The organism is Tepidimonas fonticaldi, assembly GCF_007556755.1.
GTDB classification, from domain to species: Bacteria; Pseudomonadota; Gammaproteobacteria; order Burkholderiales; family Burkholderiaceae_C; genus Tepidimonas; species Tepidimonas fonticaldi.
This window is the reverse complement of record NZ_VJOO01000004.1, coordinates 1-18130: the sequence shown is the minus strand read 5'-3', so window position 1 is coordinate 18130 and position 18130 is coordinate 1. Positions and strand designations below refer to the sequence as shown.

Annotated in this window: 18 protein-coding genes and 2 pseudogenes; 10 read left to right on the top strand and 10 right to left on the bottom strand. The window is 70.7% G+C overall.

What is annotated here, in order from left to right; all coding sequences use genetic code 11:
• Window positions 1-24 precede the first annotated feature (24 nt).
• The 6 genes from Tfont_RS03280 to Tfont_RS03255 form a co-directional block, all read right to left on the bottom strand.
• The gene (locus Tfont_RS03280) at window positions 25-1068 is read right to left on the bottom strand and encodes a TRAP transporter substrate-binding protein (protein ID WP_143968373.1); all 1044 of its coding nucleotides are present in this window, start codon (window positions 1066-1068) and stop codon (window positions 25-27) included.
• Window positions 1069-1362: 294 nt separating this feature from the next.
• Entirely contained in the window at window positions 1363-2679 is a 1317-nt protein-coding gene (gene fahA, locus Tfont_RS03275) for a fumarylacetoacetase (RefSeq protein ID WP_143968372.1), read from the bottom strand.
• A 57-nt stretch (window positions 2680-2736) separates the two neighbouring features.
• The gene (locus tag Tfont_RS03270) at window positions 2737-2943 is read right to left on the bottom strand and encodes a DUF2783 domain-containing protein (RefSeq protein ID WP_143968371.1); all 207 of its coding nucleotides are present in this window, start codon (window positions 2941-2943) and stop codon (window positions 2737-2739) included.
• A 40-nt stretch (window positions 2944-2983) separates the two neighbouring features.
• Window positions 2984-4603 (bottom strand): FAD-dependent oxidoreductase, encoded by a 1620-nt coding sequence (locus Tfont_RS03265; RefSeq protein ID WP_143968370.1) that lies wholly within the window; start codon window positions 4601-4603, stop codon window positions 2984-2986.
• 83 nt (window positions 4604-4686) lie between these two features.
• Entirely contained in the window at window positions 4687-5229 is a 543-nt protein-coding gene (locus tag Tfont_RS03260; RefSeq protein WP_143968369.1) for a VOC family protein, read from the bottom strand.
• A 28-nt stretch (window positions 5230-5257) separates the two neighbouring features.
• Entirely contained in the window at window positions 5258-6214 is a 957-nt protein-coding gene (locus Tfont_RS03255; protein WP_143968368.1) for an MBL fold metallo-hydrolase, read from the bottom strand.
• Window positions 6215-6380: 166 nt separating this feature from the next.
• On the opposite strand from Tfont_RS03255, the gene Tfont_RS03250 reads away from it, so the two are divergent.
• Window positions 6381-7205 (top strand): IclR family transcriptional regulator, encoded by an 825-nt coding sequence (locus Tfont_RS03250; RefSeq protein ID WP_143968464.1) that lies wholly within the window; start codon window positions 6381-6383, stop codon window positions 7203-7205.
• A 13-nt stretch (window positions 7206-7218) separates the two neighbouring features.
• Here Tfont_RS03250 and Tfont_RS03245 read toward each other — a convergent pair whose 3' ends face one another.
• Window positions 7219-7998 (bottom strand): enoyl-CoA hydratase/isomerase family protein, encoded by a 780-nt coding sequence (locus Tfont_RS03245; RefSeq protein WP_143968367.1) that lies wholly within the window; start codon window positions 7996-7998, stop codon window positions 7219-7221.
• A 141-nt stretch (window positions 7999-8139) separates the two neighbouring features.
• On the opposite strand from Tfont_RS03245, the gene Tfont_RS03240 reads away from it, so the two are divergent.
• Genes Tfont_RS03240 through Tfont_RS03215 form a run of 6 tightly spaced genes read left to right on the top strand, consistent with a single transcriptional unit; the run spans window position 8140 to window position 15027 of the window.
• Window positions 8140-8928, top strand: a complete 789-nt coding sequence (locus Tfont_RS03240; RefSeq protein ID WP_143968366.1) for a crotonase/enoyl-CoA hydratase family protein — start codon at window positions 8140-8142, stop codon at window positions 8926-8928.
• A gap of 43 nt (window positions 8929-8971) precedes the next feature.
• Entirely contained in the window at window positions 8972-10873 is a 1902-nt protein-coding gene (locus Tfont_RS03235; protein ID WP_143968365.1) for a feruloyl-CoA synthase, read from the top strand.
• Between the two features lie 35 nt (window positions 10874-10908).
• Window positions 10909-12192, top strand: a complete 1284-nt coding sequence (locus Tfont_RS03230) for a thiolase family protein (protein WP_068607536.1) — start codon at window positions 10909-10911, stop codon at window positions 12190-12192.
• 56 nt (window positions 12193-12248) lie between these two features.
• Window positions 12249-13034, top strand: a complete 786-nt coding sequence (locus tag Tfont_RS03225; RefSeq protein ID WP_143968364.1) for an SDR family NAD(P)-dependent oxidoreductase — start codon at window positions 12249-12251, stop codon at window positions 13032-13034.
• Between the two features lie 21 nt (window positions 13035-13055).
• Window positions 13056-13478: an acyl-CoA thioesterase gene (locus tag Tfont_RS03220; protein WP_143968363.1), complete on the top strand. Its 423-nt coding sequence runs from the start codon at window positions 13056-13058 to the stop codon at window positions 13476-13478.
• Window positions 13479-13482: 4 nt separating this feature from the next.
• Window positions 13483-15027, top strand: coding sequence for an acyl-CoA dehydrogenase family protein (locus Tfont_RS03215; protein WP_143968362.1), 1545 nt, complete (start codon window positions 13483-13485; stop codon window positions 15025-15027).
• On the opposite strand, the gene Tfont_RS03210 is transcribed toward Tfont_RS03215, so the two are convergent.
• A complete protein-coding gene (locus Tfont_RS03210) occupies window positions 15024-15785 on the bottom strand; it encodes a type 1 glutamine amidotransferase (RefSeq protein ID WP_143968361.1) in 762 nt (253 codons plus the stop codon). The genes Tfont_RS03215 and Tfont_RS03210 overlap by 4 nt on opposite strands.
• A 126-nt stretch (window positions 15786-15911) precedes the next feature.
• On the opposite strand from Tfont_RS03210, the gene Tfont_RS03205 reads away from it, so the two are divergent.
• A complete protein-coding gene (locus tag Tfont_RS03205) occupies window positions 15912-16415 on the top strand; it encodes a MarR family winged helix-turn-helix transcriptional regulator (RefSeq protein ID WP_143968463.1) in 504 nt (167 codons plus the stop codon).
• 25 nt (window positions 16416-16440) lie between these two features.
• Here the strand turns inward: Tfont_RS03205 and Tfont_RS03200 are convergent.
• Window positions 16441-16626: pseudogene (locus tag Tfont_RS03200) on the bottom strand (IS5-like element ISCARN85 family transposase); the annotation flags it as partial.
• A 230-nt stretch (window positions 16627-16856) separates the two neighbouring features.
• Between Tfont_RS03200 and Tfont_RS03195 the strand changes: the two are divergent.
• The gene (locus Tfont_RS03195; protein ID WP_130104402.1) at window positions 16857-17582 is read left to right on the top strand and encodes an ankyrin repeat domain-containing protein; all 726 of its coding nucleotides are present in this window, start codon (window positions 16857-16859) and stop codon (window positions 17580-17582) included.
• A gap of 90 nt (window positions 17583-17672) precedes the next feature.
• On the opposite strand, the gene Tfont_RS03190 is transcribed toward Tfont_RS03195, so the two are convergent.
• Entirely contained in the window at window positions 17673-17960 is a 288-nt protein-coding gene (locus Tfont_RS03190) for an EAL domain-containing protein (protein ID WP_185974458.1), read from the bottom strand.
• Between Tfont_RS03190 and Tfont_RS15120 the strand changes: the two are divergent.
• Window positions 17914-18130, top strand: a pseudogene (locus tag Tfont_RS15120) (IS91 family transposase); the annotation flags it as partial. The gene Tfont_RS03190 and the pseudogene Tfont_RS15120 overlap by 47 nt on opposite strands.

Sequence of the window (18130 nt, the reverse complement as noted above, 5' to 3'; positions counted from 1 at the left end):
TGCATGCGCCCACTGCACGACAGTTTACTTGGCGTACTTGGCCAGCAGGGCCCGCGCCTCGCTCGCCAGCTGGGCGCCGTCGATGCCCTTGGCTCGAACCTCTTTGACCCAGTCGTCCTCCACGCTGCCTGCGATGCGCAGCCAGCGCTGGGTCTCGGCCAGCTCGAGCTGGGTGATCTTGTTGCCGGCCTTGGTGGCGATTTCCCGGCCGCTCTTGTCACCCTGGTCCATGGCCTTGCCAAAGAAGGCCGACGTCTCCGCCCCGGCGTTGTCGTCGATGACCTTCTTGAGATCGGGCGGCAGCGACTCGTACTTGGCCTTGTTCATCGAAAACGCAAAGGCCATGTTGTAGAGCGCCTTGTCGCCGGCGAAGGTGGTGTGGTTCTTCACCATCTCGTGCACGCGCAGGGACGGGCCCACCTCCCAGGGAATGGTGGTGCCGTCGATCACGCCCTTGGACAGCGCCTCGGTGACCTGCGGCACGGGCATGCCCACGGGCGTGGCGCCCAGCTTGGTGAGCATGTTGTTGACGATGCGCGTGCCACCGCGGATTTTCATGCCGCGCACGCTCTCCAGCCCCGTGACGGGCTGCTTGGTGTGGAATAGGCCCGGGCCGTGGGTGTGCACCGCAATCAGCTTGACGTCCTTGAACTCGTCGGCCGCAAAGCGTTGCGCGAACTCCCAGGCCGCTCGCGAGGTGATTTCGCCGGCGCGGTCGCTGTTCGGGGTGATGAAGGGCAGCTCGAACACCTCCATCTTCGGGAAACGGCCGGGGGTGTAGCCCAGCACCGTCCAGGTCACATCGGCCACGCCGTCGCGCGCCTGGTCGAACAACTGCGCCGGCGTGCCGCCCATCTGCATGGCCGGGAAGATCTGCACTTTGATGCGGCCGCCGGACTCGGCCTCGATCTTTTTGGCCCACGGCTCGATGGCCAGGCGCGGCACGTTGGCCTGCGCGGGCAGAAAGTGGTGCACGCGCAGCGTCACCTGCTGTGCCCACGCGGCACCGGCCAACACCGCGCCACCGAGGGCGACGGTCAGTGCACGAAGCGACCAGGGGGTTTTCATGTCATGTCTCCTGCGGATTGCGATGGCGCGGGTGGCCGCGCGAGGGTGGATATGCCGAAAATAAACAGCACACTGACGATTATTACAATGAATCAATCGGCGTGCCGATTTCAAACCCAGGGGTTTGCCCTAGGCGCCCGGAACCGTCGGCCCGACGGTCGTGCGCATGAACTGTAGTGCGTGCCGTTAGCCTGCAAAACTGCCATGGCAAACAAACTGCTATAGCAAAACGCAATACCCGGTTCAACGGCACGCCATGGCCCGGCGGCCGGTCCTCGGGGTGGGGGCCCATCATCAGCCGCGGGCGGGCAGCACGGTACCGCGGCACTCGCCAAAGCCGATGCGCGCCGCCCCCGGCGCCTCGCACCAGCCGCGCAGCACGACCGTGTCGCCGTCCTCCAGAAAGGTGCGCTGCTCGCCACCGGGCAGGCTCAGGGGCTGTTTGCCACCGAGCGTGAGCTCAATGAAAGCCGCCGCCTGCTCCAGCGTCGGGCCGGAGAGCGTGCCGGTGCCCAGCAAATCCCCCGGCTGCAGATTGCAGCCATTGACCGTGTGGTGGGCCACCATCTGCGCCACGGTCCAATAGGCGTGGCGGTAGCTGGTCTGCGCCACCACGTGGTCGGCCATCCCCTGCTCGCGCATGCGCGGCGTCTGCCAGCCGATCGACAGGCGGATGTCGAACGCCCCCTGCGCGCGGTTGGCCGGATCGTCCAGATACGGCAACGGCTGGGGGTCGGTGGCCGGCCGCTCGAAGGGGACGCGGTACGGGGCCAGCGCCTCCAGCGTCACGACCCAGGGCGAGATCGTGGTGGCAAAGTTCTTGGCCAGGAACGGCCCGAGCGGCTGGTATTCCCAGGCCTGGATGTCGCGCGCCGACCAGTCGTTGAGCAGCACGATGCCGAACACATGCGCCTCGGCCTCGGCCACGGGGATCGCGTCACCCAGCGCGTTGCCGGGCCCGACGAAGACGCCCAGTTCCAATTCGATGTCCAGCCGCCGGCTGGGCGCGAGGGTGGGGGCATCGGCGTCCGGCGCCTTGACCTGCCCGCGCGGCCGGTAAAAGGCCTGCGGCGACACCCCGATGCTGGAGCTGCGGCCGTGGTAGCCGATGGGCACCCATTTGTAGTTGGGCAGCAGCGGGTTGTCGGGCCGGAACTGGCGGCCGATGTTGGTGGCGTGGTGAACCGAGGTGTAGAAATCGGTGTAGTCGCCGATGCGCGCCGGCAGGCCGTACTCGGCCTCGGCCTGCGGCACCAGACAGGGCTCGATGACGGTGCGCTGGGGGCTGCCCTCGCGCAGCGCCCGCGACAGGGCCAGCCGCAGCGCGCTCCAGTGGGCCGGCCCCAAGGCCATCAGCGCATTGAGCTGCGGCTGTGCCGCCGCAGCCAGCGCCTCGGCGGCCAGACCCTCGAACGGGTGGGCCCGGTGCAGCGCCGCCAGATCGACGATGGCGTCGCCGATCGCCACCCCGCCGCGCCAGGATTCGCCGCGATCGCGTCGGCGAAAGCTGGCAAACGGCAGGTTCTGGATGGGAAAGTCGTGACCCGGGCGGTTGGCACCGTCCACCCAGCTGCGCAGGGCGGGGTCGTGGGTTTCGTTGAGCAAGGACATGGGCGGCAAGGGTGTGGGCGGGGTATCGCGCTCGAAGGTATCCGGCCGGGGTGGCGTTCAGCCGGCCGTCGCGAGGGTGTTGGCGCGGGCCAGCGCGATCGCCTCGGACAGCACGGCGCGGTCGCCGACGTGGTTGGCCAGGATCAGCACGAGCTTGGCCAAGAACATCTCCGCCTGCTCGTCCTGGAGGTCGCGCTGGGCGTGGATCAGTTCCTCGTAAAAGGCGTCGGGCTCGGCGATGTGGGGTTGACGGTTCAAAGGCATGACAGGTCTCCGGGGCACGGGGGCGTCGCGGAAAATGGCATCAAGCGAGGGCATGGCCCAGCGCCCGCGCCAGCGCGGCCTCGGCCGCGGCGCGGTCGAAGCGGCGCCAGCGGGCCGCGACGTACTGATCGGGGCGGATCAGGTACACCGTGCCCGGCTGACCATCGTAGCGTTGGGTGAGCACGCCGGCGCGGTCGATCAGGTCGCGCCCGACCTGCAGAACCTGGGCCTCGACGCCGCCGAGGCGCACCGGCTCGGCCGGGCCAAAACTCAGCAGCACGAAGCCGCGGCCCAGTTGGTTGAGCAGCCAGCCCGGCTGGCCGTTCACCTCGACCGGGGCATCGGCGCAGTTGGTGCCAGGGGTCATGCGGCCAGCGAACGGCTCGGCGGTCTCGGCATCGGGGGTGTTGAGCGGCGAGTGCACATAGGGCGTCGGCGTCGACAGCCGCCCGCTGTTGACCAGCGGGCGCGCGAACGGCTCGGTGCGCGCCAGCTCCAGCACCGCATTGCGCAGGCGCAGCGAGGTGCGGCTCTTGGGCGTGATGAAGTCCGTCGAGCGCGTGGAGTTGAGCAGGTTGTCGTCGGCGGCGAACGCGCGCTCGTCGTGGTAGGTATCCAGCAGGGCCTCGGGCGCGTCGCCGTCCAGCACCGCCTTGAGCTTCCAGCTCAGGTTGTCGCAGTCCTGCACGCCGCTGTTGGCCCCGCGCGCGCCGAAGGGCGAGACCTGGTGCGCCGCATCGCCGGCGAAGATCACGCGGCCGTGGCGGAAGCGGTCGATGCGCCGGCACGCGAACTGGTACACCGACACCCACTCCAGCTCGAACGGCACGTCCGGCCCCAGCATCGCCTGGATGCGGGGGATGACCTTCTCGGGCTTCTTCTCCTCGTTGGGGTCGGCATCCCAGCCGAGCTGGAAGTCGATGCGCCAGACGTTGTCGCACTGCTTGTGCAGCAGCACGCTCTGGTTGCGGTGGAAGGGCGGGTCGAACCAGAACCAGCGCTCGGTCGGGAAGTCGGCCTTCATCACCACGTCAGCGATGAGGAAGCGGTCCTGGAAGAACTGGCCGGTGAAGTCCGCGCCGATCATGCGGCGCGTGTCGCTGCTGGCGCCGTCGCAGGCGATCAGCCACGACGCCTCGGTCTTGAAGATGCCGTCGGGCGTCTCGATCGTCAGCACCACGTGGTCGTCGTGCGTCTCGATCGCCAGCACCTTGTGCTTCCAGCGCAGGTCCACCAGCGGTGACTCGTCGCACGCGCGCACCAGCCGCTCCTCCAGGTAGTACTGCTGGAGGTTGATCATCGCCGGCATCTTGTGGTGGTCTTCGGGCAGCAGGTCGAACTGGTAGACCAGCTCGTCGCGGAAGAACACCTTCCCCACCTTCCATTGCACCCCCTGGGCCACCAGATCGTCACCCAGGCCCAGGCGATCCCAGATCTCCAGCGGGCGCTTGGCGTAGCAGACGGCTCGCGAGCCGATGCTCACGGTGTTGTTGTCGTCCAGCACCACGGTGGGAATGCCACGGGCCGCGCAGTCCAAGGCCTGGGTCATGCCGACGGGGCCGGCGCCGATCACCATCACGGGGTGGCGCACACGCTCGCCGCTGCGCTGTTCGTCGCTCTGCCGATACTCGTACTTGGGATAGGTGTAGGTGTGCAACATGGTCAAGGGTTCGTCAGGGCGAAACCAGCCCAAGCCGCTGGCGAAGCGGCCGACGGGTCACTGTCACGCGGAAATCGGGCGGCTCAGTCGAGCGCGTGGAATTCCTTCTCGTGCATCCAGGCGGCGTGCTTCGGCGCGCGCTTGGTCTGGGCCCACTCGTTGAGCATGTCCCACTTGACCGCATCGAGCTTCTCGTACATGTCGGGCGTGCCGACATCGGCCGCCAGTTCCACGCGGTGGCCGTTCGGGTCGAAGAAGTAGATGCTCTTGAAGATGGTGTGGTCCGTCACGCCAACGACGGGGATGCCGGCCGCCTCCAGGCGCGCCTTCGTGGCCTCGAGCGTCTCCACGCTGTCCACCTTGAACGCGATGTGCTGGACCCATTCGGGCGTGTTCTCGTCACGGCCCATGGCCGGCGAGTTGGGCAGCTCGAAGAAGGCAAGCACGTTGCCCTGGCCGGCGTCCAGGAACACGTGCATGTAGGGATCGGGCGCCTTGGTGGACGGCACCTGGTCCTCGGCGATCGCCAGGACGAAGTTCATGTTCAGGTGCTTCACGTACCACTCGACCGTTTCCTTGGCGTCCTTGCAGCGGTAGGCGACGTGATGGATGCGTTCGATCTTCATGATCTGTCTCCTCTGAGGTGGTGCGGGATCAGCCTTCCAGGGTTTCCCACATCTGGCGGTCGCGCTCGGCGGTCCACACCCGCGGGTCGGGGTATTGCGTGGCCTCGTCGTAGCAGCGCGTCACGTCGAACGGCATGCAGTGGTCGAAGATGACCCAGTGGCCGTACTTCGGCTGCAGCCGCGCGTAGGTGTCCTTGTAGACCGTCTTGAGGTCCTTGCCGGCCTTCACCCCTTCCTGGACGCAGGCGTACACGTCGGAGATGAACGCCTTGGTGCCGGCCAGGCCCGCCTGCACTTCCTCGGGCGTTTGCAGCGCTGCACCGCGGCCGGGCACGAGCTTCTCGGGCCGGAGCGCGGCGATGTTGTCCAGCGTCTGCGGCCAGTCCTTGAAGTAGGCATCCCCGGCATAGGGCGTGGCGTCGAACTCGACCAGGTCGCCGGAGAACAGGATCTTCTGCTGGGGCAGCCAGGCCACCGTGTCGCCCTTGGTGTGGCCGCGGCCCAGTTGCAGCAATTGCACTTCCAGCTTGCCCAGCCAGATCGTCATCTTGCCGGTGAAGGTGATGGTCGGCCAGGTCAGGCCGGGCGGCACCGACTCGACCGCACGGAAGAGACGCGGGAAGCGGCCGATCTCGCTGGCCTTGTCCTGCTCGCCGCGCTCGACGATGAGGTCGTAGGTGTCCTGGCTGGCGATGATGTGCTCCGGCTGGTAGGCCGAGGCGCCCAGGACGCGCACCGCGTGATAGTGCGACAGCACCACGTACTTGATCGGCTTGTCGGTGACCTCGCGGATGCGGCGGATCACGTCCTGCGCCATCGCCGGGGTGGCCTGGGTGTCGATCACCATCACGGCGTCGTCGCCGATGATGACGCCGGTGTTGGGGTCGCCCTCGGCGGTGTAGGCGTAGGCGTGGTCGGACAGCTTCGTGAAGCTGACCTGCTTGTCCTGCAGGTCGGCCTGGCTGGCAAAGGCTTTGGTGCTCATCGGGGGACTCCGTGGGCGCAGGCCGGAAATTTATCCATACCTAACGCATTTGTCATACAACAACGCGGATGATACGCGAGGTCGTTGTACCATGTCTAACGAATTCGACTAAGTGAAAACCCTGACGCCGGTGCGCCCGCACGACCCGAGCGGCGGCCCGACAATGATGGACATGAATCCAGCACGGCAACCCTCCCTGGCGACGGACGGCGGTCTGGGCGACGAGGCCGAGTCGCGCGGATCACGCGGCATTCAGAGCGTGGAGGTGGGGGGGCAGTTGCTCAAGGCGCTGGTGCGCAGCGGCTCGGCCCTGCCGCTGAAGGACTTGGCGCGCGCCGCGGGCATGGCCGCGGCCAAGGCGCACCCCTATCTGGTGAGCTTTGGCAAGATCGGCCTGATCGAGCAAGACCCGGTCAGTGGTCACTACGGCCTGGGGCCGTTGGCGTTGCAGCTGGGGCTGATCGGGCTGCAGCAGGTGGACCCGGTGCGGCTGGCGGTGGCCGAGCTGCCTGCGCTGGCGCAAGCGGTGGGTTGCACGGTGTCGGCCGCGGTGTGGGGGCCGGTGGGCCCCATCATCGTGCATGTGGAGCACGGCCCCACGGCTGTGCACGTGGCCATGCGCCACGGCACTCCGGCGTCGCTGCGCCACACGGGCACGGGCAAAATCTTTGCCGCCTTTGCGCCCCCCGCGGCGGTGACCGAGGCCCTGGCGCGCGAGGGCGAAACGCACGCCCTGCAGGATCCGGCCTTCGTGGCCGAGCTGGACGCCATCCGACGCGAGCGCCTGAGCCGCGTGCGCGACGAGCTGCTGCCCGGCATCAGCGCGATGGCGGTGCCGGTGTTCGACGGCTTTGGCCGCCTGGCCCTGGCGATTGCCGCCATCGGCCCCAGTGCCCTGCTCGACCTGAGCCCCGGCAGCACCCAAGCCCACGCCCTGCGCACCGCCGCCGAACGGCTGTCGCAACGGCTGGGGGCCATTGGCGGTCTGTGACCGTCGCGCGGGATCAACGGCCCTCGAAGCGGGCGGGGCGGCGCTCGGCAAACGCCGCTCGGCCTTCGGCGAAGTCGCGGCTGGCGTGGGTCGCCACCTCGCGCGCGCGCCAATCGTCCGGGCGGCGCTCCCCCAGGGCGATGTCGTGCAGTGTCTGTTTCATGCCCTGGACGGCCAGCGGTGCCAGGGCCAGCACCTGCGCGCACCGGCGGCGCACGGCGGCGTCCAAGTCGGCGGGCTCGACCAACTCATCCAGATAGCCCAGCGCCAGCAGTTCGGCCGCGCCCAGCGGTTCCGCGAACAGGAACAGCCGGCGCGCCGCCGACAACCCCAGCGTGGCCACGCAGCGGCGCATGCCGCTGGGGTAGTAGTGCAGGCCCAGCGCGGCTGCGGGCATGCGCAGCTCCATCCCCTGGACACCGATGCGAAAGTCGCACGCCAAGGCCAGGTCGGTGGCCCCGCCATAGACACTGCCGGCCAAGGCCGCGACCGTGACCGGGCGCGCCCGGGCCAGCGCGTCGGCTGCATGGGCAAAGGCATCGACGGCCGCCCCGGCATCCGCCCCGAATCCGCCCAGGTGGAAACCGGCACTGAACACCGGCGCATCCGGCAGCACACGCGCGCCGAGCACGAGCACCCGCACCGAGGCGTCGCGGTTGGCCGACTCGACATGGCGCACCAGCGCGCGCAAGTCTTCGTCGTGCAGGCGATTGCGGTGGCGCGGACGGTTGAGGGTGATCGTGGCCACACCGTCATGGACCGCATAGAAGGGGCTGGAAGCGTCGTCGTGCATGGCACGGGAGTATGCCGCTCCCGCTCGGGCTCTTCGGGTGGCCCTGGGATCGGGGAGATGGCGTCTGCGGGTTTTCCCGGATCCGAAACGGGGCGTGAAACCGCTACATTCGCCATATCGTTATTTTTTGTAACTGTATTCATGAATGCCACCCCCGATCTCCAAGCCGTCGACGTTACCCTGGACGGCGCCGTCGCCATCGTTCGGTTGCGGCGCCCGGCCAAGCGCAATGCCCTGTCGGATGGGCTGATCCTGGCGCTGCGCCAAACCTTCGAAACCCTGCCGGAGGCCGCGCGCGCCGCGGTCATCTGCGGCGAGGGCGAGCACTTCTGCGCCGGGCTGGATCTGTCGGAACTGCGCGAGCGCGATGCTGGGGAAGGCGTGATGCACTCCCGCCTGTGGCACACGGCGCTGGAAGCCATCGAGAAGGGCCGCGTGCCCGTGGTGGCGGCCCTGCATGGCGCCGTGGTCGGGGGCGGGCTGGAGCTGGCCAGCGCCTGCCATGTACGCGTGGCGGACGACAGCGCGTACTTTGCCCTGCCCGAAGGCTCTCGCGGCATCTTCGTGGGCGGCAGCGGTTCGGTGCGCATCCCCAAGCTGATCGGCGTGCCGCGCATGATGGAGATGATGCTGACCGGCCGGGTCTACGACGCCGAGGCCGGCGAGCGCATCGGGCTGGCGCAGTACCGCGTGCCGGCCGGCCAGGCGCTGCCCAAGGCGCTGGAGCTGGCCCGCCGCATCGCCGAGAACGCCCCGCTGACCAACTTTGCGCTGATGCACGCCCTGCCCCGCATTGCCGAGCAGGCCAGCGACCACGGCCTGTTCACCGAGGCGCTGATCTCCGCCATTGCCCAGGCGGCACCGGAGGCCAAGGCCCGGCTGCGCGCCTTCCTGGAAGGCAAGGCCGCCAAAGTGCGCAAAGACGCCTGAGCCGGCCGCCCACGACACGCACGACCAGAGAGGACGAGGAGACATGAACGCGATGGACATTCCACCGGGGCCGCCCGATGCCGCACAGGCGCCGTTTCGCCCGCTGCGCTTTGGCGTGACGCGCGTGCAGGTGCGCGACGGCGAGCGCGGCACCCATTACCTGCGTGCCGAGCAGGCGCTGCAACCCTACCCCGACCGCCTGACGGATCGCCTGCAGCACTGGGCGCACACCCGGCCGCAACGCACGCTGTTCGCCCGCCGCCGGCGCGAGGTGCGCGCCGACGGCACGACGGGGCTGGGCGACTGGCAGCACGTCACGTTTGCCGAGGCCTGGCAGACCGCGCGCGCGATTGCCCAGGGCCTGCTGTCGCGGGGACTGTCCGCCGAGCGGCCCGTGCTGATTCTGAGCGAAAACAGCCTGGAGCACGCGCTGCTGGCGCTGGGCTGTCTGGTGGCGGGCGTGCCCTGGGTGCCGGCGTCCCCGGCCTATGCGCTGCTCAGCAGCGACTTCGACAAGCTGCGCCACGTCTGGCGCACGGTCACCCCGGGCCTGGTGTTCGCCCAAGATGCCCGCTACGCCCGCGCCATCCAGGCCGTGGTGCCCACCGAGGTGGAGACGGTGCTGGCCGAAGGCGCGCTGCCCGATCGGCCCACCACGTCGTTCTCGGCGCTGGCGTCCACCCCTGCGACCGACGCCGTGGACGCCGCCATGGCCGCCACGGGGCCGGACACCATCGTCAAGTTTTTGTTCACCAGCGGCTCGACCAAAGCGCCCAAGGCCGTCATCAACACCCAGCGCATGTGGTGCGCCAACCAGCAGCAAATGACGCAGTCCATGCCCGTGCTGGCCGAAGGCGACCTGGTGCTGGTGGACTGGCTGCCGTGGAACCACACGTTTGGCGGCAACCACAACTTCGGCATGGTGCTCTACCACGGCGGCACGCTCTACATCGACGACGGCAAACCCACCCCGGCGCTGATCGGCGAGACGCTGCGCAACCTGCGCGAGATCGCACCGACCGTGTATTTCAACGTGCCGACCGGGTTCGAGGCGATCGCCCACGCGATGAAGACCGACGACGCCTTGCGCCGCACCCTGCTGTCGCGCGTGCGCATGTTCTTCTATGCCGGCGCGGCGCTGGCCCAACCCATCTGGGACAGCCTGTACGAGAGCGAGGTGCGCGAGACCGGCGAGCGCATCGTCATGACCTCCGGCCTGGGCATGACGGAGTCGGGGCCGTTTGCGCTCTTCGTCACCAGCCCGGATGTGCGCGCGGGCGACCTGGGCATCCCCACCCCGGGCCTGGAAGTGAAGCTGGTGGACATCGAGGGCAAGACCGAGGTGCGCTACCGCGGCCCCAACGTCACGCCCGGCTACTGGCGCAACCCCGACGAGACCGCGGCCGCCTTCGACGAGGAAGGGTTCTTCCGCTCCGGCGACGCGGTGCGCTGGATCGACGAAACCGACGTGCACCGCGGGCTGCGCTTCGACGGCCGCATCGCGGAGGACTTCAAGCTCGCCACCGGCACCTTCGTCAGCGTCGGCCCGCTGCGCGCACGCCTGATCGCAGCGGGCGCCCCCTACGTGCAGGACGCGGTGATCACGGGCCTGAACCGCAACGAGGTGGGCGCGCTGGTGTTCCCCACCCCCCGGGTGCGCGAGCTCTGCCCGCTGCCGCCCGATGCCTCGCTGCACGACGTAGTCGAACACCCGGCGGTGCTGGCGCACTTCCAGCGCGTGGTCGACGAGCTGGCGCGGCAGGCCACCGGCAGCGCCAACCGCATCGCCCGGCTGGTACTGCTGGCCGATCCGCCCACCATCGACCGCGGCGAGATTACCGACAAAGGCTCGATCAACCAACGGGCGGTGCTCACCCACCGCGCCGAGACGGTGGAGCAGCTGTACGCCGATGCGCTGCGCCACATCGTCAAGCCCACCGTCTAGCCCCCGACCGACACCCCCTCCACGAGGACCTTGCCATGAGCGACCCCCTGCGCCAGCCGCGCGGCCTGTTCAACCTGTTCGACGACTGCTGGATTTTGGACGGCGCGCGCACGCCGATGGTGGACTACTGCGGCGCCTTCGGCAGCCTGTCGCCCACCGACCTGGGCATCCACGCCGCGCGCGCGGCGCTGCAGCGCGCCGCCGTGGCGCCCGAGGCGGTCGGCGCCGTGCTGGCCGGCAACATGGCCCCCGGCGATAGCTTTCAGTACATGCTGCCGCGCCACATCGGCCTGTACGCCGGCGTGCCGATCGACGTGCCGGCGCTGATGGTACAGCGCATCTGCGGCACCGGCTTCGAGCTGTTCCGCCAGGCCGGGCTGCACCTGCGCGACGGCGTCGACGTGGCGCTGCTGGCGGGGACCGAGAGCATGACGCGCAACCCCATCGCCGCCTTCGAGCACCGCACCGGCTTCAAGCTCGGCGCCCCAGTCAAGTTCGAGGATTTCATGTGGGAGGCGCTGAAGGACCCGGCCGCCGGCGTCGACATGATCGGCACGGCCGAGAACCTGGCGCGCCGCTATGGCATCACCCGCGCCGAGGTGGACGCCTATGCGGCGCGCTCGTTCGAGCGGGCATTGGCGGCGCAGGCAAGTGGCTTTTTGGCCGGCGAGATCGAGCCCGTCACCCCCACCACCTTCGAGCGCGAGGGCTACGCGCCGCGGGCGCTGCGCCTGCCGCCGAAAGTGGAGCGCGTGGACACCGACACCCACCCGCGCCCCTCGCCGCTGGAGGCGCTGGCGCGCCTGCGCCCGGTGCACCCGGGCGGGGTGCAGACGGCCGGCAACAGCTCGGCGCTGGTGGATGCGGCGGCGGCCGCCGTGGTGGCGGGTGGCGCGTTCACCCGCGACTGGCAAACGCGCACCGGACGTGCGCCGCTGGCGCGCGTGGCGGCCGCCGCGGTGGTCGGCGTGCCGCCGGAGATCATGGGCATCGGCCCGGCACCCGCGATCCGCCTGCTGCTGCAGCGCGCCGGGCTGACGCTGGACGCCATCGACCGCTTCGAGATCAACGAGGCGCAGGGCGCGCAGGTGCTGGCCGTGGCGCGCGAGCTGGGGCTGGACGAGGCGCACCTGAACGTGCACGGCGGCGCCATCGCGCTGGGGCATCCGCTGGCGGCCACCGGCGTGCGGCTGACGCTGACCTGCGCGCGCGCGCTGCGCGCCTGCGGCGGGCGCTACGGCGTAGCCTCGGCCTGCATCGGCGGCGGCCAGGGCATCGCGCTGCTGCTGGAAAACCCCGATGCCCCGACCGCCGCCTGATCGAACACCCACCCCCAACGCTGGGCCGCCCTCCCCGCGGCCCCCAGGAGACACCGATGCAACTGAATGGACAAACCGCCCTGGTCACCGGCGCCGGCTCCGGCCTTGGCGAGGCCACGGCGCGCGAGCTGGCTGCCCGTGGCGCACGCGTGGCCGTCATCGACCTGTCGGGCGAAGCCGCCGCGCGCGTCGCCGCCGACTTGAACGCCGCCCACGGCGCCGGCACGGCACTGGCGCTGGCTGCCGATGTCGCCAGCGCCGACGGCCTGCGCGACGCCTTTGCCCAGGCCGCCGCCGCGCTCGGCCCGGCGCGCATCCTGATGCACGTGGCCGGTATCGGCACCGCGCGGCGCATCGTCGGCAAAGACGGCCAGCCCGCCCCGCTGGAGGACTTCGAGCGCGTCGTGCGCGTCAACCTGATCGGCACCTACAACGCCGCGCGCCTGTTCGCCGCCGCCTGCGCCGCCCTGCCCCCGCTGGAGGATGGCGAGCGCGGCGTGATGGTATTCACCGCCTCCGTGGCGGCCTTCGACGGCCAGGTCGGCCAGCAGGCCTACAGCGCGTCCAAGGGCGGCGTGGTGGGCATGACGCTGCCCATGGCGCGCGATCTGGCGCAGCATGGCATTCGGGTCTGCACCATCGCGCCCGGGCTGTTCGACACGCCGCTGATGCGCACCTTGCCCGAGGCCGTGCAGCAGTCGCTGGCGGCCAGCATCCCGTTCCCGTCGCGGCTGGGCCGCCCCCAGGAGTTTGCCGATCTGGCCTGCCACATCGTCACCAACGGCCACCTCAATGGCGAGGTGATCCGGCTGGACGGCGCGCTGCGCCTGGCCCCGCGTTGACCCTTGCCGGAGGCCCTGCGGATGAGCAAGACCACGGTCTACGAGGTGGAGGTGATGTTCGGCGACTGCGACCCGGCCGGCATCGTCTTCTTCCCCAACTTCAGCAAGTGGATGGACGCGGCGTCGCTGCACTTCTTCGTGCAGTGCGGCGTGCCGCCCTGGCGCGAGCTGGTCAAGACGCGCGGCATCATCGGCACGCCGCTGCTGGAGATCCACACCCGCTTCCTCAAGCCCGCCACCTACGGCGAGCGCCTGCAGGTGTATACGCGGGTGGAAGAATGGCGGGAAAAAGTCTTCATCCAGCACCACGTGGTGCGCCGCGGCGACGACGTGCTGTGCGAGGGGCGCGAGACGCGCGCCTTCTGCATCCGCCACCCCGACGACCCGGACCGCATCAAGGCGATCCCGATCCCCGCGGACATCCGCGCCCTGTGCGGAGGCTGAAGGAATGACGCAGCCCTATCGCCCCGACGCGGCGCTGTCCGCGCGCTGGCTGCTGGACGTGCTGGATGCGCCGGCCACTTGGCGCGAGCTGCCGGCGCTGGCCGAGCACGCCGACGCCGACCTCACCCGCCAGGTGCTGGAGGAGGCCGCCACCTTCGTGCACGAGGTGGTGGCGCCGCTGAACCGCGTCGGCGACGAGACCGGCGCGCGCTGGCACGACGGCGCGGTGACGATGCCGCCCGGCTTTCGCGACGCCTACCAGGCGTTCTGGCGCGCCGGCTGGCCGGCGCTGTCGGCCCCGCCGGCGCTGGGCGGCCAAGGCCTGCCGGTGGCGCTGGAGTTCGTGCTGTACGAGTGGCTGAGCGCCGCCAACCACGGCTGGACCATGGCACCCGGCCTGCTGCACGGCGCGGTGGAGTGCCTGCGCCACCACGCCAGCCCCGCGCTGCAGGCGCAGTACCTGCCCAAGCTGGTCAGCGGGGAGTGGCTGGCCACGATGGCACTGACCGAGCCGCACGCCGGCAGCGACCTGGGCCTGGTGCGCACGCGCGCCACGCCGGCGGGCGACGACGGCTACCGCATCGAGGGCACGAAGATCTTCATCTCCGGCGGCGAGCACGACCTGACCGACAACATCGTGCACCTGGTGCTGGCGCGGCTGCCGGACGCCCCGCCCGGCCCGAAGGGCCTGAGCCTGCTGCTCGCCCCGAAGTGGCTGCCGGATGGCCGGCGCAACGCCATCGTCTGCGAACGGATCGAGGCCAAGATGGGCCTGCACGCCAGCCCCACCTGCGTGCTGCGCTTCGACGGCGCCGAGGGCTGGCTGGTCGGCGCGCCGCACCAGGGGCTGGCGGCGATGTTCGTGATGATGAATGCGGCGCGGCTGCACGTGGCGCTGCAGGGCATCGGCCTGCTGGACGCCGCGTGGCAGAAGGCGCACGCCTACGCGCACGAGCGGCGCCAGATGCGCGCGCCGCAGCGGCGCGACCCGGCGCAGGCGGCCGACCCGATCATCGACCACCCGGCGGTGCGGCGGCTGCTGGACACGCAGCGCGCCTGGATCGACACCGGCCGGCTGCTGGCCTACCGCACGGCGCTGGCACTCGACGTCGCCCACCACCACCCGGACGGCGCGCACCGCCAAGCCGCGCAGCGATGGTGCGCTCTGATCACCCCGGTGCTGAAGGCCGCGTGGACCGAACAGGCCTTCCACGGCGCCAGCGACTGCCTGCAGGTGTTCGGCGGCCACGGCTATGTGCGCGAGCTGCAGGCCGACGCGCCGGCCGACGCCGCGTGGCACGCCGGCGCGCAGCGGTTGCACGCGCTGCTCACCCGGCTGGCGGCGGCCGACGAGGCCCGGCGGCTGGCGCTGTTCCCCGTGGCGGGGGACTTCCTGCGCGCGGTGGCGCTGACGCTGATGGGCTGGGCGCGTGCGCGGCTGGGCCGGCACGACGCGACGTGGGACGGCGAGGTTGGCGCGGCCTTCGACCGCTGGGTTTGGCCCGAGCAGGCCTGGCGCTGCGAGATGGTCGAGCGCGCGCTCGTCTAGGCCGTGCGCCAGCGCCGCCGCCACGCGCCGTAGATGCGGTCGGCCAGGCGGTAACTCGCGGCCTGGTGGGCGGCAGTGGCGGCGCGCATCGCCGCCGGCGCCTGCACCGTCTGCGGGTGCGCGCCGACCGCGTCCGGATACACCTCGCCCGGGTTAGCCAGCCAGCTCTCGATCTTGAGCGGCGTGATCTCGATGTGGAACTGCATGCCCAGATGCGGCCCGAGCGCGAACGCCTGCACCGCGCAGGCGTCCGAGGCCGCCAGCACGGCCGCCCCCGGCGGCAGCGCCACCACGCCGTCGTAGTGCCACTGATAGACCACCGGGGCGGGCTCCTCGCCCAGCCATTCGCGCGCCGCGGCGCTGCCGTCGTGCCGGATCGGCAGCCAGCCGATCTCCGGCCGCGCCAGGCGCTCGACCCGGCCGCCCAGCGCGCGCGCCATCAGCTGCGCGCCGAGGCAATGCCCCAGCACCGGGACGCCCGCCGCGTCGGCCTCGCGGATCAGCGCCTCGGCGTGGCGCAGGCTGGCGCGCTCGTCGTTGGCGCTCCACTCCCCGCCCAGCACCGCCAGCGCCCGGTAGCCGGCCACCGAATCCGGATAGGTCTGCCCGGCCTCGGCGCAGAACACGTCCCAGCGCGCCCCGACGGCGTCCAGCCATGTCGCCAGGTAGCCGGGCGGGTCTTCCAGGGTGTGCTGCAGCACCAGCACGTCGGCACGGGCCGTGCTGGCGGCGGCAGGGGTCGAGATCACATCGGTCATGGTGGCCGGCATGGTAGCCGCCTCGGGCCGCCCCCCCGCGGTTGGCAGGTGCCATTGCCCGCCCCGCGCGGCGGACCACCCCGGCGGGGGTACCCCAGTCCGGGCCGCGCGCGCAGTCGCGCTAACATCCCGGCCGTGGATACCCCGCAACCCTCCCCGCGCTGCGGCGAAAACGCCGCCGACGCCCCCGCCCCGCGCCTGGACACGCGTTTTCTGGAGTCGCTGATCGGCTACAACGCGCGCCGTGCGGCGCTGGCCATCATCGGCCATGTGCTGCAGCGGCTGGCCCCGTTTGGCTTGCGGGTGGTGGATTTTTCGGTGCTGACCGTCATCGCGCATAACCCGGGCATCACCTCGCGGCAGGTTTGCGCGGCACTGGACATCCTGCCGCCCAATCTGGTGGGGCTGGTGCGGGCGCTGGAACGGCGGGGCTGGGTGGAAAAACGCGGTCACCCCACGGATCGCCGGGCGCAGGGGCTGTATGTGACGCCGCAGGGGGCCGAAGTGCAGGCGCAGGCGCAGGCGCAGGTGGGCGCGCTGGAAACCTCCGACGTCACCCACCTGGACGCCGGGGAACGCGCCACCCTGATCCGGCTGCTGCGCAAAATCTACCTGGGACCCGACGCCTGAACGCCCCGCCTAGGGCCTGTTAACACTATCGCAACGATTCGACGATCAGTGCGAAGTGGATGAAGGCCGCGAACATGACGTCGAGCTTGTCGAAGCGGCTGAAGATGCGGCGGAACCCTTTCAGACGGCGCAACAGGCGCTCGATTTCGTTGCGGCGCTTGTAGATCTCGGTGTTGTACGCCCATGGCTGGGCCCGCAGCGGATGCGGGGGCGCCGCACCGCCGAATACGTCGCCGCCAAGGCGGCGCGGCCGACCGAGCTGCACATGATCGGGCCGGTGATCGAGGCGCTGGAGACGCAGCAGCCCTGGAACCGCTGATGCGGCCCTGGCTTGCGCTTGCCGTTTCCATCGCAGCCCCTCTCCCGCTTGCGGGAGAGGGGTCGGGGTGAGGGCCCGCTGTCGCGCTTGGCACATCCCCCCGCACCGCGCACAATTCCGGCATGCGCGCCGTCCTGATCCTGCTGCTTGCGATGATCGGCGCGACCGCCTGCCGAGCCGGAGACCGCGTGGACGCGAGCGAGACCTTTTCCGATCCGAAGGCGGCCGAACTCGCGGCCGCGGTCGCCGAGGGCGACGCCGCGCGCGTGCGCGCGCTGGTGCGGCAGGGCGCGGATCCGAACGCGCGCGGCGCGCGCGGCGTGACCCTGCTGCAGTTCGCGATGCTCGCGCAAAGCCCGCGCGGCTTCACGGCGCTGCTCGAGGCCGGCGCCCATCCGGCGCGTCCGGGCCTGGGCGGCAGCACCGCGGTGCACGGTGCGGCGCTCGCCGACGACACCGCCTATCTCGACGCGCTGATCGCGCACCGCGCCGACCTCGACGCGCCGCACGCCGAAACCGGCGCCAGCGCGCTCGCCGAGGCCACCGGCGCGCGCACCCGGGCGCAGTTCGCGCGCCTGCTCGAAGCCGGCGCCGACCCCAACCGCGCCGACCGCATGGGCAACACCCCGCTGCACCAGGCGGCCAAGCTCAACGACGCCGCTCAGGTGCTGGCCCTGCTCGAAGCCGGCGCCGACCCGCGCGCGCGCAACCGGCAGGGCGCGACGTTCCAGACGTACCTGTTCAAGACCCCCGACGACCGCCTCACCGCGCAGGCGCGCGCCGAACGCGCGCAGGTCGTCGCCTGGCTGCAGGCGCACGGCATCGAACGCGAGGCAGTGGCGCCGTAGCAAGTCGCCGGTTCGTCCGCAAGCGACGCAAGGAGCCGTTGTTCGTCGATGTCCCTTGCGGGCCTTGCGGACGGTGCCCGCCCGTCCGGCTCAACCCGCGGCCAGCCGCGCGCGCAGCGTCTCGGCCTCCAGCGCCGGCGCGAACAGGTAGCCCTGCGCGCCGTCGATGCCGCACTCGCGCAGGCAGGCGCACTGGCGCTCGTGCTCGACGCCCTCGGCGACCACCTCGATGCCGAGCGTGCGCGCGAGCGCGGCGACGGCGTGCACGATGGCGAGGTCGTGGCGGTCCTCGGGCAGGCCGGCGACGAAGGCGCGGTCGAGCTTGATCGCGTCGACTGCGCCCACATCGGCGCAACTGACGAAACTGGCCAACACCATCGCGCATCGCGTGTGCCGGCACCTGACGCGCCGCGGCTGGCTGGAAGGCGAAGACGAATCCGTGTTCCTGTCCGACAGCGCGGGTAGCGACGACGGCATGGATGGGCTGCGGATGAGTTCGATGACCTACCGCATCGCCACCGGTCGCGACGCTGGCCGCAAGGTCGTCA

What these genes read in the sequence shown, in the direction of transcription:
- Tfont_RS03190 (WP_185974458.1), bottom strand. Translation starts at nt 17,960, where the DNA reads ATGGTGTTGGCCAGTTTCGTCAGTTGCGCCGATGTGGGCGCAGTCGAC.
- Tfont_RS03270 (WP_143968371.1), bottom strand. Translation starts at nt 2,943, where the DNA reads ATGCCTTTGAACCGTCAACCCCACATCGCCGAGCCCGACGCCTTTTAC.
- Tfont_RS03255 (WP_143968368.1), bottom strand. Translation starts at nt 6,214, where the DNA reads ATGAGCACCAAAGCCTTTGCCAGCCAGGCCGACCTGCAGGACAAGCAG.
- Tfont_RS03230 (WP_068607536.1), top strand. Translation starts at nt 10,909, where the DNA reads ATGAGCGACCCCCTGCGCCAGCCGCGCGGCCTGTTCAACCTGTTCGAC.
- Tfont_RS03260 (WP_143968369.1), bottom strand. Translation starts at nt 5,229, where the DNA reads ATGAAGATCGAACGCATCCATCACGTCGCCTACCGCTGCAAGGACGCC.
- fahA (WP_143968372.1), bottom strand. Translation starts at nt 2,679, where the DNA reads ATGTCCTTGCTCAACGAAACCCACGACCCCGCCCTGCGCAGCTGGGTG.
- Tfont_RS03245 (WP_143968367.1), bottom strand. Translation starts at nt 7,998, where the DNA reads ATGCACGACGACGCTTCCAGCCCCTTCTATGCGGTCCATGACGGTGTG.
- Tfont_RS03215 (WP_143968362.1), top strand. Translation starts at nt 13,483, where the DNA reads ATGACGCAGCCCTATCGCCCCGACGCGGCGCTGTCCGCGCGCTGGCTG.
- Tfont_RS03240 (WP_143968366.1), top strand. Translation starts at nt 8,140, where the DNA reads ATGAATGCCACCCCCGATCTCCAAGCCGTCGACGTTACCCTGGACGGC.
- Tfont_RS03235 (WP_143968365.1), top strand. Translation starts at nt 8,972, where the DNA reads ATGAACGCGATGGACATTCCACCGGGGCCGCCCGATGCCGCACAGGCG.
- Tfont_RS03210 (WP_143968361.1), bottom strand. Translation starts at nt 15,785, where the DNA reads ATGACCGATGTGATCTCGACCCCTGCCGCCGCCAGCACGGCCCGTGCC.
- Tfont_RS03195 (WP_130104402.1), top strand. Translation starts at nt 16,857, where the DNA reads ATGCGCGCCGTCCTGATCCTGCTGCTTGCGATGATCGGCGCGACCGCC.
- Tfont_RS03250 (WP_143968464.1), top strand. Translation starts at nt 6,381, where the DNA reads ATGGACATGAATCCAGCACGGCAACCCTCCCTGGCGACGGACGGCGGT.
- Tfont_RS03265 (WP_143968370.1), bottom strand. Translation starts at nt 4,603, where the DNA reads ATGTTGCACACCTACACCTATCCCAAGTACGAGTATCGGCAGAGCGAC.
- Tfont_RS03280 (WP_143968373.1), bottom strand. Translation starts at nt 1,068, where the DNA reads ATGAAAACCCCCTGGTCGCTTCGTGCACTGACCGTCGCCCTCGGTGGC.
- Tfont_RS03220 (WP_143968363.1), top strand. Translation starts at nt 13,056, where the DNA reads ATGAGCAAGACCACGGTCTACGAGGTGGAGGTGATGTTCGGCGACTGC.
- Tfont_RS03225 (WP_143968364.1), top strand. Translation starts at nt 12,249, where the DNA reads ATGCAACTGAATGGACAAACCGCCCTGGTCACCGGCGCCGGCTCCGGC.